This is a genomic window from Hyphomonas adhaerens MHS-3 (assembly GCF_000685235.1).
GTDB lineage: Bacteria > Pseudomonadota > Alphaproteobacteria > Caulobacterales > Hyphomonadaceae > Hyphomonas > Hyphomonas adhaerens.
The window spans coordinates 1,221,417-1,238,324 of record NZ_ARYH01000001.1 but is presented as its reverse complement, the minus strand read 5'-3'; the positions used below and the strand labels follow the sequence as shown (position 1 = coordinate 1,238,324).

Annotated in this window: 14 protein-coding genes and 1 tRNA gene; 10 read left to right on the top strand and 5 right to left on the bottom strand. The window is 60.3% G+C overall.

All coding sequences use genetic code 11. From position 1 onward, the window contains the following. The first annotated feature begins 49 nt into the window (after positions 1–49). From HAD_RS06170 to HAD_RS06140, 7 genes are read left to right on the top strand one after another with little or no spacing between them, the layout of a single operon-like run. Complete coding sequence (locus HAD_RS06170; protein WP_035570004.1) at positions 50–769, top strand: sugar phosphate nucleotidyltransferase; 720 nt, start codon at positions 50–52, stop codon at positions 767–769. A 1-nt stretch (position 770) separates the two neighbouring features. Then, positions 771–1,661 carry an NAD-dependent epimerase/dehydratase family protein gene (locus HAD_RS06165; protein ID WP_051595966.1) on the top strand — a complete coding sequence of 297 codons (891 nt, stop codon included), beginning with the start codon at positions 771–773 and terminating at the stop codon, positions 1,659–1,661. Then, on the top strand, positions 1,655–2,626 hold the full coding sequence (locus tag HAD_RS06160; protein ID WP_035570003.1) for a glycosyltransferase family 2 protein: 972 nt from the start codon (positions 1,655–1,657) through the stop codon (positions 2,624–2,626). The genes HAD_RS06165 and HAD_RS06160 overlap by 7 nt, the downstream gene beginning before the upstream one ends. Before the next feature lie 2 nt (positions 2,627–2,628). Continuing rightward, entirely contained in the window at positions 2,629–3,846 is a 1,218-nt protein-coding gene (locus HAD_RS06155) for a polysaccharide biosynthesis protein (protein WP_051595965.1), read from the top strand. Between the two features lie 38 nt (positions 3,847–3,884). After that, on the top strand, positions 3,885–5,465 hold the full coding sequence (locus HAD_RS06150; RefSeq protein WP_035570002.1) for an ArnT family glycosyltransferase: 1,581 nt from the start codon (positions 3,885–3,887) through the stop codon (positions 5,463–5,465). After that, on the top strand, positions 5,462–6,355 hold the full coding sequence (locus HAD_RS06145; RefSeq protein ID WP_051595964.1) for a carbohydrate deacetylase: 894 nt from the start codon (positions 5,462–5,464) through the stop codon (positions 6,353–6,355). Before HAD_RS06150 ends, HAD_RS06145 begins: the two co-directional genes overlap by 4 nt. A gap of 32 nt (positions 6,356–6,387) precedes the next feature. Continuing rightward, entirely contained in the window at positions 6,388–7,179 is a 792-nt protein-coding gene (locus HAD_RS06140) for a class I SAM-dependent methyltransferase (RefSeq protein ID WP_162177474.1), read from the top strand. On the opposite strand, the gene HAD_RS06135 is transcribed toward HAD_RS06140, so the two are convergent. Together HAD_RS06135 and HAD_RS06130 are read right to left on the bottom strand one after the other, a co-directional pair. After that, positions 7,078–7,593, bottom strand: a complete 516-nt coding sequence (locus tag HAD_RS06135; protein WP_051595963.1) for a DedA family protein — start codon at positions 7,591–7,593, stop codon at positions 7,078–7,080. The genes HAD_RS06140 and HAD_RS06135 overlap by 102 nt on opposite strands. A 101-nt stretch (positions 7,594–7,694) precedes the next feature. Beyond that, positions 7,695–8,672 carry an NAD-dependent epimerase/dehydratase family protein gene (locus HAD_RS06130; protein WP_035570000.1) on the bottom strand — a complete coding sequence of 326 codons (978 nt, stop codon included), beginning with the start codon at positions 8,670–8,672 and terminating at the stop codon, positions 7,695–7,697. Between the two features lie 495 nt (positions 8,673–9,167). Here HAD_RS06130 and HAD_RS06125 point away from each other — a divergent pair, with 495 nt between their 5' ends. The 3 genes from HAD_RS06125 (at position 9,168) to HAD_RS06115 (ending at position 13,495) form a co-directional block, all read left to right on the top strand. Then, entirely contained in the window at positions 9,168–9,908 is a 741-nt protein-coding gene (locus HAD_RS06125) for a CheR family methyltransferase (RefSeq protein ID WP_051595962.1), read from the top strand. A gap of 152 nt (positions 9,909–10,060) precedes the next feature. Beyond that, positions 10,061–10,145, top strand: a tRNA-Leu gene (locus HAD_RS06120). 740 nt (positions 10,146–10,885) lie between these two features. After that, complete coding sequence (locus HAD_RS06115; protein WP_084331790.1) at positions 10,886–13,495, top strand: BACON domain-containing protein; 2,610 nt, start codon at positions 10,886–10,888, stop codon at positions 13,493–13,495. A 208-nt stretch (positions 13,496–13,703) separates the two neighbouring features. Here HAD_RS06115 and HAD_RS06110 read toward each other — a convergent pair whose 3' ends face one another. From HAD_RS06110 to HAD_RS06100, 3 genes are all read right to left on the bottom strand, one after another. Continuing rightward, complete coding sequence (locus HAD_RS06110) at positions 13,704–14,804, bottom strand: hypothetical protein (protein WP_156942181.1); 1,101 nt, start codon at positions 14,802–14,804, stop codon at positions 13,704–13,706. 71 nt (positions 14,805–14,875) lie between these two features. Continuing rightward, positions 14,876–15,421 carry a hypothetical protein gene (locus HAD_RS06105; protein WP_035569995.1) on the bottom strand — a complete coding sequence of 182 codons (546 nt, stop codon included), beginning with the start codon at positions 15,419–15,421 and terminating at the stop codon, positions 14,876–14,878. 17 nt (positions 15,422–15,438) lie between these two features. Next, positions 15,439–16,890: a hypothetical protein gene (locus tag HAD_RS06100; RefSeq protein WP_156942180.1), complete on the bottom strand. Its 1,452-nt coding sequence runs from the start codon at positions 16,888–16,890 to the stop codon at positions 15,439–15,441. Positions 16,891–16,908: the final 18 nt, after the last annotated feature.

The window sequence follows — 16,908 nt, the reverse complement described above, 5'->3', positions numbered from 1 at the left end:
ATTCGAACACGCGGTTTCAGCTGCACTGACTGGGGACAGGAGTATTAACATGAGCAACGACACCGGCCGCACAGCCGTCATTCTGGCGGGGGGCCTCGGATCGCGGTTGCGTCCATACACGGTCGTACTGCCCAAACCCCTGATGCCGGTTGGCGAATCCCCGATCCTGGAAGTCATCATCAAGCAGCTGGCTCGCAAGGGTTTCAGCCGCATCATCCTGGCCGTGAACCATCAGGCAGATATCCTGCGCGCCTATTTCGGCGACGGAAGCCGATTGGGCGTCAGCATCGAATATTCCCTGGAAACCAAGCCGCTTGGCACAATGGGCCCGCTGCACCTGATGGAGGAGCTGCCGGAAAACTTCATCGTCATGAATGGCGACATTCTCTGCGACCTCGATTTCGGCGACTTCTTCGCCAATCATGAAAACGACAACCGCCTGTTCACCATCGCCGCCTCCAAGCGCGAACAGCTGATCGACTATGGTGTGCTCGGCTGTGACGCCGACCATCTCGTCTCCTTCACCGAGAAACCGCGCACCCCCTATCTCGTTTCCATGGGTGTCTACTGCCTCAGCCGCCGCGTGCTGGACTTTATTCCGGAAGATGAGGCCTATGGCTTCGACCAGTTGATGCTGCGCTTCCTCGACGAAAAGCGCGATGTGAACGTGCAGACGCACGAAGGCTACTGGCTCGATATCGGCCGGCCGGATGACTATTTCCGCGCCGTCGACGAATGGCCGGACCTGCGCACAAAACTGGGACTCTGACGTGCCAGCAACCGCCTCTTCTTCAAAACAGGACCTCCCCGGCCGCATTGTCGTGACCGGGGAGACTGGTTTTGTCGGCCGCCGGCTCGCCGCGCGGCTGGAAGCACTGGGCATGGAGATTGTGGGCTTTTCCCGTTCCACCGGAGGCGACCTGCTCACTGGCGACCTGCCGCTGGAAGGCGCCGGACACGTCTTTCATCTTGGCGCGCTTTCCTTCGTGCCGGACAGCTGGACCGATCCGGCGAACTACCACCTGGTAAACACGCACGGCACCGTGCGCGTACTGGACCAATGCCGCCGCGCCGGGGTGCCGATGACCTTCATCAGCACGTTTGTTTACGGTGCCGGGGCCCCCGTGCCGGTGTCGGAAGATTTTCCGCCCAGTCCGGCCAATCCCTATGCCTGGTCCAAACTCGCCGCCGAGGATGCCTGCCGCTTCTTCGCCGGCAATTTCGGCATGGACGTCACCGTGCTGCGTCTCTTCAATGCCTACGGCCCCGGCCAGAAGGATTCCTTCCTGATACCAACGATTGCCCGTCAGGCCGTTGACCCGTCGGTGAAGGAAATTGTCGTGGCAGACCTCGCCCCGCGCCGGGATTTCGTCCATGTGGACGATGTGGTGGAGGCAATGATCAGCACGATCGGGATGTCAGGTGGCGGCACCTACAATGTCGGCTCCGGCCGCTCCTATTCCATTGGCGACGTCATCGCTGCCTGCCTGAAGGCGGCGGGAACCTCCAAACCCTATTCCGACCGCGGCGAGCGCCGCGAGAATGAAGTCATGGATGTCATTGCAGACATCTCCGCCCTGACTGCGGCCACAGACTGGCGCCCGCAGATCGGATTTGAACAAGGCATGAAATCGGTGATCGAGGCACAAGCCATATGTTGAGTATTGATATCGTCTGCCCGGTCTTCCGTGAGGAAGCGGCAATCGAAACCTTCCACAAGGCACTGATCGAGGCGACTGAACCGCTCTATAATGAGTACAAGTTCCGCTACATCTATGTCGTTGACCCCGCCCCGCCGGACCGCAGCGATGAAATCCTGCAGGGCATTGCCGACAAATCCGACAATGTGACCGTCCTGGTCATGTCGCGCCGCTTCGGCCACCAGGCAGCGCTGATTGCCGGCATCGACGAGACGCGCGGCGACGCCGTCGTCATGCTCGACAGCGACATGCAGCACCCGCCCTCGCTGATCCCGAAACTGATCGAGGAATGGCGCGGCGGCTCCGACATCGTCCAGACGCTCCGCCATGACGACCAGAAAATTTCCTTCGGCAAGCGCGTCACCTCGCGCATGTTCTACGGCGTGTTCGAACGCATGACCGGGATCGACCTGAATGCCGGGTCTGCTGACTTCCGCCTCCTGTCCCGCAAAGTCGCCGATGTGTTCCGGACCCAGTTCCGCGAGCACAACCCCTTCTTCCGCGGTCTTGTCACCTGGGTCGGCTACCGGATCTCCTATGTCGAATTCGTGCCGGAGAAACGGTTTGCAGGCCGGTCGAACTATTCCCTCGCCGCGCTGATCCTGTTCGCAACGAACGGCATCTTCTCCTTCTCGAAACTGCCTCTGCGCGTCTGTATCTGGCTGGGCCTGATCTTCGCCGCCTGCAGTGCGACGGCCGGTATCTACTACCTGATCGTCTATCTCTTCTTCGAAGACATCATCGTTCCGGGTTGGGCGTCCCTGTTCGCGCTCGGCGCCTTCGGCGGGTCGGTCAACCTCTTCTTCCTCGGCGTGCTGGGCGAATATATCGGCATCATCTTCGACGAAGTGAAAAACCGCCCGCGTTACCTCGTGGCCGACACCTATGGCGCCCGGTCCGACGCCGGCAAGGAGACCGCATCGTGAGCATGAGCGACCTTTCCCCGGACCGGTTCGACCAGCATGTCGTGGCCCGCAGCCACTCTTTCTTCCAGGGCGACATCACGGCGAACGAAGCCCGCATCCGCGAGGCGGTCACCGGCAAGCGCGTCCTGATTGTCGGCGGGGGTGGCTCCATCGGATCGGCCACGCTGCGCGCGCTGATCCGGTTTGAACCGGCCGCCGTGCACGTCATCGACCATTCGGAAAATTACCTTGCCGAACTGGTGCGCGACCTGCGCTCTGGCATGGACCTTCCAGCCAATCTCGACCTTCGCATGTGGCCGATCGATTTCGGCGCTCCGGTCACGGAACGTCTGGTCAATTCCGAAGACCCCTACGATGTTGTGATGAATTTCGCCGCGCTGAAACATGTGCGTTCGGAGAAGGACATCTACTCCCTGCTCCAGATGCTGGACACCAATGTCGTACGCCAGGCGCGCTTCAAGTCCTGGATCGCGGCCCGCGGTGGCACGACCCGTTTCTTCGGCGTCTCCACCGACAAGGCCGCCAACCCGACCAGCCTGATGGGCGCCACCAAGCGCCTGATGGAAGACGTGCTGTTCAGCGCCAGCCCTACCGCCGGCATGAATGTGTCGTCGGCGCGGTTCGCCAATGTCCTCTTCTCCAATGGCAGTCTGCCGCAGGCCTGGCTGCGCCGGATCGAACTCGGCCAACCGCTGGCTGCCCCGCGGGGCACACGCCGCTATTTCGTCACCCGCGCCGAAGCGGGCGAGATCTGCCTGCTGGCGTCCCTGCTTGGCGGACAGGATGAAATCATCATCCCGCGCCTCGACCCGGAAAAGGAACTGCGCCTTCTGGAAGCCATTGCGGCAGACGTGCTGAAACTCACCGGCTTCGAAGCCGTTCCGTTCGAGGATGAGACCGAAGCCCGCCATGAAGTCGCCGCGCTGCGCAAGCAGGGCAAATGGCCCCTACTCCTCACCCCGCTCGATACGAGTGGTGAGAAACCCTATGAGGAGTTCGTCGGCGCCGACGAGGTCTCCCACGAGATCGGCATGGAGAGCGTGCTGGCCATTCGTCACGCCAAGGCGAAGATCGGCCCGGACTTCATCGACCGGCTGGACACGCTTGTCAGCGATACATCCGGCAAGGTGCAAAAGGCCGATATTGTGGAAACGATCGCTTCGGTGATCCAGAATTTTGCCCACGTCGAAACGGAAAAAAATCTCGACCAGAGAATGTAGTCGCCGTCACAGGCGGCAAGATGGGAGGAGCCACGCGCATGGACGCAGCTCAGACACTTCAGAAGTTGATGCATTTCCTGCGCGGCGGGGATGACAGCTGGACATTGCGCGCAAGCCTTTTCCTCGCGGGCGTGGTGCTCGTCGGGATCCTGACGATTGCCGTGCACATGGCCGCCGGGCTGACCCTGCCTGCCCCATGGGGCGACGAAGCCTACTTCCTCTGGCAGGCGCGCGGATTTGAGCGCTGGAATGATTTCATCGCGCCGGAAATCGACCCGGACCGCCCGCTCCTGCTGCTGCCCTATGGCTATCCCCTCCTGATGGGCATCGTCTTCAAGGTCTTCGGCTTTTCGCTGGAAATCGCGCGGGCCGTGTCCCTCGTCGCGACACTGGCCGGGTTCGGCCTTCTGGCCACGGCCATGCGCGGCCGCAAGATCGCCGCGGTCAGCCTGATCCTGATCGGCGCCTTCCTGCTGAATGGACACTTCGTGGCCATGGCCAACAATGCCCGCATGGAAGCGGTGATGTTCGCCATCATCTGCGGCGCGCTGCTTCTTGTGCAGAACAATCGCCATTGGGTCGCGCTCGGCCTGCTTGGCGGGTCTGCCGTTATCCACCCGAACGCCATGCTGATGGGCGCACCGGTTTTCTTCTATGCCATTTTCGCGGGCAAGCTGTGGAAGAACTGGCCGAGCCGGACAGGCATGATCGTGATTGGCATCGGCGTCGCGGCCTGGGCCGCGCAGGCGCTCTACATCTTTACCCATTGGGCCGCCTTCGAGCATGACCTCGCCTACCGCCTGTCCGAGACGACCTCGGCCAGCAAGGGCGCGTCGCAATTCGGCGGCTGGCATGCCGTAGGCCTGGTGTCGATCTTCGCCATCTGGGCGCTGGCCCTCTGGCGCAAGGTGCCGGTTGCGCACCTTACCGCTTTCGCTGTCGGCGCCTGGCTGATGAGCCGCGTGCGCGAGGAACAGTGGTATGACGTGTTCAACGATTTCGCCTATTTGCTCGCCGCGCTCGCCCTGATCGAGATCCTCGTGAAGGATGTGCGCCGGCGCTATCCGGACCAGGCACTGATCTCCCTTGGCGCATCGCTCGCCCTTGTGGCGGTCGCGGGCCTGTTCTTCCTGAAGACCGGCCGGATCGAAGGCCCGAAAGGTTACCTGCAGGAACTGAATGTCGATGGCATGGTCATCGCCGATGACGTGCCCTACTTCACCCCCGAAGACCGCGCCGTGCTGGAAGCCTACATGAATGGCATCCAGGAAAACGGCCTGACCACGGTGGAACTTTACCCCTGGGGCGATACGCTCCTCTTCCCGGAAAACGATCCGGATACGGTGCGCTTCCAGATTCCGTATTTCGATCCGGACTATGTCGCCTCCACCCGCAACTGGCCGTGGGGCTATGGTCCGACCTATGGCGAGACGCCGACGGTCTACATCCTGCGTACATCGAAATACCAGCCGCGCTGGCTGGACGAGCGGTTCGACCGGCTGATGAAGCGCGCCAGCGAGCGGGCCGGCGGACGGGCGCCCGAGGTGATCCACTCGCGGGACGACACCGAAATCTGGTATGCCTTCCCGACAATCGCCGAGGCCCCTCCTGCGCCATGACCGAAGCCGTCCCCCTTACGCCGACACCTGACAAGGCCGCGACAAACGGTCTGCGCCTGATCGTGCATGCGGACGATTTCGGCCTGTCGGAACGGGTGAATGAAGGCGTCGCCGATGCACATCTCAATGGCATCCTGACGTCGACCTCGATCATGGCCTGTGCCCCGGCCTTCGATCATGCGGTCAGGATCGCAAAGGCAACGCCCTCGCTCGACATTGGCGTCCACCTGACCCTGATCGAGGAACGCCCGCTGACCGACCCGGCAAAAGTTCCGAGCCTCGTCGACGAAACCGGCCATTTCCACAAACACATCACCGTGTTTGCCAAGCGCTATTTCCGCGGCCTCATCGACCTCGATGAAGTCCGCCTCGAACTGGACGCCCAGATCGCGCGTATCAAGGAAGCCGGTCTTGCGATTTCCCACCTCGACAGCCACCAGCACGTCCACATGCTGCCCGGTATCCTTTCCGTCGCGCAGGACCTTGGCCGTAAACACGGGATCGCCCCCATGCGCCTGCCGCGGGAGACGGTCAGTCCCTACATGTTGACGTCACCGGGCGGACTCCCGCGCGTCGCCCAACAGCTTGTCCTGAACCATTTCTGCAACCGCGCTCGCAAGGGATTTGGCCCGACGACGGATCGTTTTGCGGGATTCCACTATGGCGGGAAACTCGACACAGCCGCTCTCCTGACGGTCGTGTCAAACTTGCCGCAAACCGGCACCTGTGAGTTAATGTGCCATCCCGGGGAAGACGACCCCGCGTCCGATAAACTCCATTGGGGGTATGCATGGGCGAACGAATTGTCAGCTCTGAAGGACGCTTCGGTCGCCGCGAAAATCGAAGCGAAGGGGATCCGTCTGATCTCGTTCCGGGACCTGACGGCCTAGACAGCACAGAGTCCCCGTGCCGGATGGGCCGTTTGTCCATCGCCCTTTTTGTCTGGCATTTCCTCTCGCCGCTGCCCGTCATCTGGCGAATACACCAGGTGATCCGCTCGCTACTCTCCCCTTTCGGCAAAATCATTGCCCGGATTCCCCGCACCCCCGCCGGAGAACGCCGGACACTCCTGGACCTTGGCTGCGGACACGGCATCTTCCTGGCGCTGGCTCACCGCATGCGCCCCGGTCTGAGCCTGATCGGAATTGATCTCGACCCCCAGAAAATCCGGCAGGCGAAAGAGGCCTTCGCCAATGCCGGAACGCGTGGTCACAAGCTCGCTGTCATGAGCATCGCTGACTTTCCGGAAGGGTCTGTGGATTACATTTCCATTCTGGATGTCATGTATCTGGTGCCGTTGATCATGTGGGCGGGCATCCTGAAGAAATGCTATGACAGCCTGAAACCCGGCGGATGGCTCTTCCTGAAGGAAATGAATACAGGGAAGCCCGGAAAACTTGCCATTCTGAAAGCGGAAGAAACACTCGCCGTGAATATCTTTGGGCTGACGATGGGAGAGAAGAACACCTTCACGTTTCCGTCGCCGGAAGAGGTTCGCAGGCAGTTGAAATCCGCTGGCTTCGATGTCGAGCAGGTGCCGCTGGACCGCGGCTACCATGTCCCGCACATGCTCTGGATCGGGCACAAGCCGGAAGATCCGGACGCGCCTCCGTCAGCTGAGGCCGAGCATCCCGAACAAGGTGCCCGCACCCACAGCAGCCGGGACAAGGAACACAACGGCGGCAATCAGCGCGCCGGCAACCGAGGCAGCTGAAAACGTCACCGCCGGCATGCGCAGCGCGCCAGCGACCACGGGCACACCGGCCCGCACCGGACCGGAAAACCGCCCGATCACAACAGCGCCAAGCCCCCAGCGGGCGCAAAAGGCTTCACTCTTCGCAATCAGGTTCGGATGCTTCCGGAATGGCCAGATGCGGCCAAGATGGCCGGCATTCTTCTGGCCCAGCAGGTAAAGGCTGACATCGCCCAGCGCCCCGCCAATCGTCGCGGCCGCCACGACCACCGCCAGCTGGCCGACATTCTGCGGCCCGACGAGGGCGGCGACCCCGACCAGGGCCACCCACACGAAGGGGATGAATTCGAAAAAGGCCAGCACGAAGACCAGCGCCGCGATCCATTGCGTATGGTCGGCGGCAAAGCCGATCAGCTGGGCAGCAATCTGGTCCATGGTCATCAATCCGTTTCAGCCAACATCCGTGCGCGGCCGGGATTTATCAGAGTCCGAAACGGGCCAGCCTCGTCCGGCCGGCCCCTTCCCTGACAGTTGCTTCAGGCCGCCGCTGGCGCGTTGGCCTTCACCTGACGCTCGATCCACTCATAGGTGTTCTCGAGGCCCGTTCTCAGCGGCTGGCTCGGCGACCAGCCAAGGCGTTCGGAAATCAGCGTATTCTCGGAGTTGCGGCCACGTACACCCAGCGGGCCCGGAATATGCTCCAGTTCGATCTTCTTTCCGGCGACGTCTGCAATCATCATGGCGAGCTGGTTGATCGTGACCATCTCTTCCGAGCCGACATTCACCGGGCCGGTAAAGTCAGACCTGGTCAGGCGGATCGTGCCTTCCAGGCATTCGTCGACATAGAGGAATGACCGGGTTTGCTCGCCATCGCCCCAGATCTCGATCGAGTCGCCGGACTTCGCCCTGGCGATCTTGCGGCAAAGCGCGGCCGGGGCTTTCTCCTTGCCGCCATCCCAGGTGCCCTGCGGGCCGAAGATGTTGTGGTAACGCGCGACGCGCGACTCCATACCGTGATTGCGATTGTAGGACAGGTAGAGGCGTTCGGAGAACAGCTTCTCCCAGCCATATTCGCTGTCCGGAGCCGCCGGATAGGCGCTGTCTTCGCGGCAGTTCGGATTGTCCGGGTCTTCCTGATTGTAGGCCGGATACATGCAGGCGGACGAAGAATAGAAGATGCGCTTGCAGTTACGCTTATAGGCCGCATCCAGAACATTCAGGTTGATCGTGGCCGAGTTGTGCATCACGTCGGCATCATTGTCGCCAGTGAAGATATAACCTGCCCCGCCCATGTCGGCGGCCAGCTGGTAGATTTCGTCGAACTTCCGGTCCACCACTTCCCGGACCAGCGACTGGTCACGCAAGTCGCCGATCACGAAATCATCGGCTTCGGTTTCTGCAAATTCGTGCTTTTTCAGGTCAACGCCGCGCACCCAATAGCCTTCACGCTTGAGGCGCCGGACCAGATGTCCGCCAATAAACCCGCCAGCACCGCAAACAAGAACCGATTTCATCTCTATCTCCATTACTCAACAGCCGCGCGCGGCGCATCCAGAGCTGCGCACAACATTCTATTTCCCCGGGATTGCAAGCGCCGTGCCGCAAATTCCCCCACCCACGCGCTCTGAAATGGCGCACGTATCGTGCCACAATCGCCCGAAATCCGGGCTTCTCCAAGGTAAATCGCCCTTGGGGGAACGATTTCCCGAATTTCGCCTGATGAACGAATTCGGGACAAGTCCGTTGATTTACCGGCTTCCACCCCCTTGCTCCGGTTGCAAAGACACCTGCCCCAGGAGGCGCTGACCTGACGAACCCTGCAAACCGGCATTTCACTTTATCGGGGATGGCGCCGGCGGTCGCATGGAATTATGGTTAACCCCGTCCGGCGCTGATGGGAGGGGCCGGATAGTGGTTACAAAGACCAATGGCTGGCGTCCCACAGATCTGCACCGGGACAATTCGATTGCCGGCTCTGCCGGCTCAGGGGGAACTGGGTGGGGACATCCATGCGGCAGGAAACATTTTCCGTTCTGCAGGCGCTGGCCGAAAAGCACACCGGCCAGTTCCTGCACAAGAACAAACAGGTCCTGTTTGCCGGCCGCCTGACAGGTCTCGCCTTCCGCACCGGGCATGACTCGATCGACGCGCTGGCCCGGCACATCGGGGACTTCCGCCCCGGCGCCAATCTTGAGCTTGAAGCCGCAACCGCCCTGCTCGACCGGCACAGCCGGTTTGTCTCCGAACGCCGCGAGCTGGCACCGCTGTTCGAACAGGTTATCGCCCCCGCGCTGGCGCGCACGGCGCCAGGCCCTTACCGAATCTGGTGCGCCGGCTGCGGGTCGGGCCAGGAAGCCTTTTCCCTGCTGATCCTGCTGAACAATGTCCTGCCCGCCGAGACGGTCCGGCGGATCGACCTGGTCGCGACCGACATCTCCGAAGCCGCGCTGATGCGGGCCAACGCTGGCCTGTACAGCCATTTCGAGGTCCAGGTCGGCCTCACGGCCGGAAATCTGATCCGATACTTCACACAGGCCTCAGAGCAGAGATGGCAGGTCTCGCCTGCCCTCTCCCGGCAGGTGCAGTTCCAGGCCCACAACCTGCTCTCCCCGGAGGACGCGCCCGGCCGGTTTGACCTCATCCTTTGCCGCCACGTCCTGGGCGGCATGACCCCGGAACACCGTGCGCGCGCCGAACAGGCCCTCCACCGCCACCTCAATCCGGACGGCCATATTCATCTCGTGGGCTGAAGCAAATACATGCGTACCCCGGGACAGGCGGTTGTGCGCCGATGGGCACCGGGCCAGCGGCAAGGCGATACCGGAAACAAAGCTGATGAAGGCTGGGATTCCCCGTTGACGACAGCGCCGTTGGCTTATACATCCGCGCCTTCCAATCCTGTGCCCAGATGGCGGAATTGGTAGACGCGCACGGTTCAGGTCCGTGTGCCGCAAGGCGTGGAGGTTCGAGTCCTCTTCTGGGCACCAAACCCTGCTTCGGCAGGGTTTTTTATTGTCTGGCGCTCCGGCCCAGATTGACCATGGATGGCCCGCGACCAGGTAATGACGGCTTCCGCCTGGCATGAAAGGCTCGGACGGCGAGCTGGACGCCGCATTTTCTTGCCCGATGCAATAAGTGTTGAAGCTAGATCTCTCGAAGGGGAATTGTCGACACTCTCCGATTGACAAGTAGTCGTGACTACTGTCTCGATTAATTCAGTTTCAAATTGCGTGATGTTCGGATTCGGCCGCAGATCGTCATGAATTTGAAATCCTGCACACTGCTCCGTCCCAAGGGTGGCACGGATTGTATCGGCCAGTATGGAAGGGTTGAGGGCGGGGGCCCGATTGTCTCTCATTAATGGAACGGAACCAGCCGCTGACCGCGTCTGCTGGTTCACCTTGAGTGCCCACGTCCTTCATGAAGGCCGGCGATGCCGGCAAATCGAAGGAAGAAGAGAATGCAGTCAGGTTTCCGCTCCAGACATTCGCTCCGCCATACTGCGGGTGTGCTTGCGCTGATCCTTTGCACGGGCCTCGTGACAGCATGTGGCGGAGGCGGCGGTGGCAGTGGCAGCGGCGGTAGTGCCCCGGCCTCAACACCTCTTCCGCCTCCCCCGCCACCTCCACCGCCGCCGCCTCCTCCTCCTCCCCCGGCGCCGGCCGGCATCAGCTTCGAGCTCGACGGCTCGGCCACCAAGGGCGTCATTCTCGGTGGCGCGGTCCGCGTGATCGACGCGAACCATCCCGAAATGGTCATTGCCACCGGCACGACCAGCACGGTGGACGGCAGCTTCGATCTCGAGATCGATGGAAGCGTGGATTTCGATGGCGGTGTTGTAAAAGTCATCGTCACCGGCGGCGACGGCGTCATGATGATCTGCGACGCGCCATCAGGCTGTTTCGGGACGCCCTTCGGCGGCCAGGTCGAAATCAGCGCAGATTTTGAACTCGCCGCCCTGGTCGAGGCACCGGCAGATGGCGGCAGCCTCACCGTGCATGTGAATGCCATCACCACGCTCGCCACCGCACTTGCCGAGTTCAATGCGAACGGCAGTGAAATCGACCAGGCGGATCTCATCGCCGTGAACGACCAGGTCGCCGGCCTGTTCGGCCTCGAAAGTACAGACCTGTGGAACCTGCCTGGCATCGACATTACCGACGCCGGCACAGGCGAGGAACCCTCTGCCGACGCCCTGCGCGCGGCCTACATCAATGCCGGCATCCTCGAATCCCTGGTGGAAGGCTACGGCAGCCCCACCCTGGAACAGCGACTCGACACCCTGCTGACGGACTTCACCGAAAACAGCGGCCAGCTGATCATGAATGAAGACCTGGACAATCCGTGGAAGGTCAGCCTGGAGGACATATTCGACGGCGCTTACAGCGCAATCGATGAAAGCCCACGCGAAGACGAGGCCGGTCCGGAAGTCGCCACCCTGTTGGAAGCAAACTTCCTGGCCATCTCTGCCGCCGAGCCTGACACGCGCACGCAAGATCTGCCTGAACGCCCGGTGCTGGCAGCTTCGCCGCATGATCTGTCATTTTCGGGGATCAACGGACGGAGCGTTCCCGGCGCCGCTATCGAGATAACAGGAGAAGGCATCCTATGGAGCGCCAGAGCGAACGAGCCCTGGCTCAGTTTCGATCAAAGGGCAGGTGTCGGCGACGCCACAATCACGGTCTTCGCGACACCCGGTTTGGCCCCACTCGGCCACACGCAGGGATCGTTTACTATTTTCGATACTGCGGCCCCGAAGGAAATTACGGTGAACGTGGACTTCAACGTCGGGGACGCCCTAAAGCTTCCATCGTATGATCCGGTGGTCTTCAACACGGTGGAACAATCGACGCAGCCCCTGACGCAGGACATTTCCCTTCTTGGAGAAAACATTTCCTGGAAGGCAACCTCAGATCAGAGCTGGATAAGCGTCAACCCGTCCACAGGAACATCGCCGGGCACCATCAGTCTCAACGCCGATCCTTCCGGGCTCGCCGAAGGCGTGCACACAGCCTATGTCAAGATCTCGGACACCGATTTTGATCAAGAGCTCACCATCCAGGCCGATCTGCGCATTGAGCCCCGGCAAATCCGCGTCGAAGAGACAGGGGTCAGCTTCTCCTCTTTTCCTGACAAATCCATCCTGACACGGCAAATAGATGTCACCGAAAATCTCGGCCAGCCACTTGAATGGACGGCCAGCAGCAACGCCTCCTGGCTTTCAGTAACCCCGTCAGGGCAAACCGACGGCATGCTGACGCTTGAAGCTGACCCCACCGGCCTTTCGGCCAATCAATTGTACACAGCGCAAGTGGAACTCCGCGCGACTGATGCAGATGTGACAAATACCGAGCACATCAACGTCTCTCTATGGGTCGGCGATACGAATCCACTCCCCCGGATTGAGCTGGATACCATAGCCAAAAACATCGTCGCAGACCCTGTCAGGCCATACATCTACGTGAACGCAGGTGGGGATTCAGACATTCAAATCATCAATGTCTACACCGGTGAATCCGCGGGGATAATTCGAGATACAACCACCTCAAATGGAGTCATGGCGGTCAGTCCGGATGGCGAAGTCCTGTACGTATACGAAACATCCACTCACATGATCGTGCCGGTCGACCTCACGAGTCATGCCGTTGGTGAAGGGTGGCTCGCCACGTACCTGAAATCGATCGCTGTCCAGCGGGTCGATGGCAAGGAGGTTCTCTTTACAGGCGCACCTCAGGCCTATGACGCCCGGACAGGCGTTATCATGGTGCCGGATGTGGGTATGCATTTTTACGAGACCGACAACTCTGTCGCCGTCAGCAAGGATGGCGAAACCATGTGCGTAATGACCTGGGGGCTGAACCCATACAGCGTATATTGTTTCGACGTATCCTATTCGTATCTGGAGGATGGAGAGCTCACACTCAACAATCGCCGTGATCTTGTCTATGGGGTAGGCGCAACTGGACAAGACCTCGCCGTATCGAATGACGGCAGCCTCGTATATCCGATTGCCGCTGTACCCTCTCGATTCAGTGTTTTCGATACAGATACGATGGAAGAGGTCCAATCGCATTTACTGCAAACCTCGTCTCCGACCGCTGGCGAAATCGGTCCCAACGGCATTTTCTATGGCGGGATAGATGAAAATGATGACGAAACCGATGTCTGGGCGATTGATTCGGAGGGAAATATTATTGCGACCTATAATCTCGCGGGGTCGCGTAGAAGTTTGCTCGCTAAGCAACTGGTTGTCTCAGGTGATGGAACCAGGCTGATCGGCTCCCTCAGAGCGTTCGACTTTGACCCAGTTGCTATCTCAATCGTATCCACGAACTGACGCTGGCCGGCTCCAGCAGCCAAGCCTGGCACGGAACGGCACAGAAACCTCGGCCGCTGCGTCTTTCCTGACGACGTCCATCTTCGGGAAAGCCGCCGCAGGCATGTTTCATATCCCCTCTCTCTTTCGTACCGGGCTGTGGCTCGCGCCTCAACTTTCCGATTCTGTAGTCTACGCACCCAACTGGCCGTACGCGCGATTTTCCGCTTCAGGGTGCCGCCCGGTATTCGATCTGCAATGTCGCAACACGCGCGGGCTGCATGGCGTTTCCGGTCACTTCGAAACTGACTCGGCTGATACGGGAGGAATAGGCTTCGCGATAAGCCCGGCTGCCACCATTGTAGTTCTTGATGGTCTCCATATCTGACGGCGCCCCCTGGCTTTCGCTGGCAACCTTGACCGATTGAGAGAGGCCGTCGGCGCCGGAAATACTCCAGTCCAGTCCGCACAGGCATGCATCCGCAGGAAGCGTAAGTGCGTCTTCCCCTCCAAAGCCCAGATCGACTTCAAGCGTCTTCCAAAGAGTCCGGTTCTGAAAGCACTTGCCATTCTCTTCGTAAACGACCTTGAGATGTACACCACCCTCAGCTTGGCTTGCCTCAGGGCTGGTTGGCACCCCCTGCACACTTTCATCCGGATTCATCTTCCAGCGCAGGCTCGCGGCTCCTGCCACCGCCAGGACACCGAAGAGACAGATTCCCACCAGGATGCTGCGTGGAAGTCTGATGCGTCGTTCTCCCGCCCCTGCCGACTGAAGGGTCTCGATATCTTCCGGAAACTTGTCCAGCCTGTGTACCGATAAACCGGAAAACCGAGCCTCCATCCTGTTCAGGTATTCCATAATTTCTTCATGCTCGGAGGGCTCGGAACTCAGCTCTTCAGGGAGATAGCAATCGACTGGAATCCCATGAGCTTCGCACCATTTGAACAGATCGAGCGACTGTTCCAGCTTCCGCATGACATGGGAAACCGGAAGGATTCCAAGCTCGTCCGACACATCTCCGGTGGCCCAGATTATGCGCTTCGCTCGCCCAACAAGATCAGACGGTGCGGCCGAATCCGGCATCGGCCCATCGGTCTCTGACAATTTTTCACTGTTCTGCAACAGGTGCGCGAAAAGCATCCCGAGCTTCCAGCTCGGCCCGGAGACGATATTCCGGCTGACTTTGACACGATACCGGTAGTCCCGGGTCAGTTTTGAGATGACGCCTGTATCGGCGGCAACGAACTGTGCATAGGCAGACGTCACGTTTGCCCGTTCCGTACGGAAATTCACCGTCATCACCGCGTGATGCAGATTCTTGTCCACCCGGAGCTGCTGGACTCGGACAAGCCCCACAGTGGTCGGAATAATGACGGCTGTTCCCCCCGGCATAGGTTCTACCAGACCTCCGCTTTTACATCATGCTGCCGGAATAATTCGGCAAGCTCACCGTCATAGCTGAGGTCCAGCTGGCAAATGCCCATGTGCGGTTGCGGGAGTTCCACCTCGTAGACCGCAACAGATGTCCATACGGACAGGCGGTGAGGAACCGAAGCCGGAGACGTGCCGACATCCACCATCAGGATGGCGATGCCGGGATCGGAATCCGACCGGGTCAGTTCGATCCGTCGCCCGCTTCTTTCATCCTGAAGGATGATCCGGTCCTGAAGACCGGCTGCGGCCGCGGCCGTTTCGAACTGCGCCCCGCTCATCCGCGCCATGATGCTGGCCCACTGGCGGTTGATCCTTGCATCCCTGAGTATGGCCTTGCGCACGAGGCCATTGCGACCGTGCGCCGTGCTCCGGGCATACCGGTAGAGATCCGGTACGCTGACCGGACGTTCAGATTTCCTGATGGGGGCTGCGGCAAGGTCGATCGCGAGATCGAGCGCCTGCTCGAAATCTTCCCGTTCTTCCTGTGTAAGGTCTGCAAACTGTTTCATGGTTGAATCCTCCAAGGCTATGACGGCCTGTAAATTTTTCGGAATACGGCATCGAACTCTTCCCGGACCGCCATCATCTCGGCCTCGGCAGGGTGGGTCTCCTGATATTGCCGGGAAAGGCGGGAGAGAAACTCGGCTGCCCCGCAGATGCGCGCAGACAGGACGTCCACACTTTCCATAAACTTGATGTCTTCCATATCGGCGGGCTTGAAGCCCTGCCGCTGGATGTTGCGCCAGGCTTTTTCCGCTGTCTCGCGCAAGGTCTTGTAAGGCTCGTCCGTGGACGAGCAGATCTGTTCCATCTGGACCGCCTGAAATTCCAGGATCTCCTCCTCAGTGGCCGTTTCCGGATTCAGGCTGTACACCGACTCATCGACGATCCGGTCGCCTTCGAGATGATACGCCAGCTGAATCGCCCCCGTACCTTGCGTCTGGATCAGCATGTGGAGCACGGCAAGGACGACTTCCTGCATCTTTTCCGAGAGAGTCTGCACAACGCCGAGAGCATGGTTCCAGTCCCGCTCTTCCGACCATGCATTGCGATAGGAGTTCGCCCCCATCCCTTCCCGCAGATGGGATTGAACAGGAGAGTAGCATTCCGACCAGATGGCCGAATGCCTGAGCCGCCACGCGCATGCCGGTGCATCGGTAAAGGGCTTGCCGGCGTCGATCTGCTTCGGGAACAGGAATTTCAAGCGGCCGGCTTCCTCGCGCAACGCCATCCAGTCTTCCTGCCCTGTGATTTTCCACGCCATACCGGCTGTATCCAGTTCCGGAGAGAAAGACACGGTCAGCGCCTCATCCAGGACTTCCACGAATAGCTGAAACAGTTCGTGTACGCCTTCATAGGTGCGGACATCCAGGTTTCGGGTGTCACAATACTCTGCCCAATAAGCCCTGACGTGTTCGCTGGTGATGTCAGAGGCGCCGAACTTTTCGCCATCGAACGAGGTCCGCAGGAAATCGAGCACGGATTTCCGCTTCATGGCCGCTGAAGACGAGCCCATCCGTTTCTGGCGGAAACGGTCGACCTTGGCAGCAAGCCCTTCGGAAGCATGCTCGATCCGGCCGCGATCGTCTTCAGCTGCCGCGACTTCGTCGATAAAGGCATGGAGTCCATCAGCCTCCAGCCATTCGGCAACGATATGCGCCGTACAGATGAGTTCCGGGATGTGTTGTGCCGGCATCTCGAAAATCTCTCCATCCAGGCACCGGAACCCGATCTGTGCGTCTGACACGGATACCGCGCCGGAAAGGTCTCCATCCCGGCGCAATTTGCCGATGGCTTTCGATGCAGCGGGTGACTCGGCAAATATAACTTCAAGCGGGTCGATACCTGCCCCGCCGACCGCAGCCACGAAGTAAGCGAGGCGCTTGCATTGCTTCAGGCGTTTCGGAGCCAACAGGCGGCGGACGATCCGGTCGATCATCCTGTCCGAAAAAACATCGCCATACAGTGCCTGCAACATGTCGCGCACTTCAGTGAC

Coding starts and splice junctions, on each gene's coding strand:
- HAD_RS06170 (WP_035570004.1), top strand. CDS start 50: ATGAGCAACGACACCGGCCGCACAGCCGTCATTCTGGCGGGGGGCCTC.
- HAD_RS06160 (WP_035570003.1), top strand. CDS start 1,655: ATGTTGAGTATTGATATCGTCTGCCCGGTCTTCCGTGAGGAAGCGGCA.
- HAD_RS06155 (WP_051595965.1), top strand. CDS start 2,629: ATGAGCGACCTTTCCCCGGACCGGTTCGACCAGCATGTCGTGGCCCGC.
- HAD_RS06150 (WP_035570002.1), top strand. CDS start 3,885: ATGGACGCAGCTCAGACACTTCAGAAGTTGATGCATTTCCTGCGCGGC.
- HAD_RS06145 (WP_051595964.1), top strand. CDS start 5,462: ATGACCGAAGCCGTCCCCCTTACGCCGACACCTGACAAGGCCGCGACA.
- HAD_RS06135 (WP_051595963.1), bottom strand. CDS start 7,593: ATGGACCAGATTGCTGCCCAGCTGATCGGCTTTGCCGCCGACCATACG.
- HAD_RS06130 (WP_035570000.1), bottom strand. CDS start 8,672: ATGAAATCGGTTCTTGTTTGCGGTGCTGGCGGGTTTATTGGCGGACAT.
- HAD_RS06125 (WP_051595962.1), top strand. CDS start 9,168: ATGCGGCAGGAAACATTTTCCGTTCTGCAGGCGCTGGCCGAAAAGCAC.
- HAD_RS06105 (WP_035569995.1), bottom strand. CDS start 15,421: ATGAAACAGTTTGCAGACCTTACACAGGAAGAACGGGAAGATTTCGAG.
- HAD_RS06100 (WP_156942180.1), bottom strand. CDS start 16,890: ATGTTGCAGGCACTGTATGGCGATGTTTTTTCGGACAGGATGATCGAC.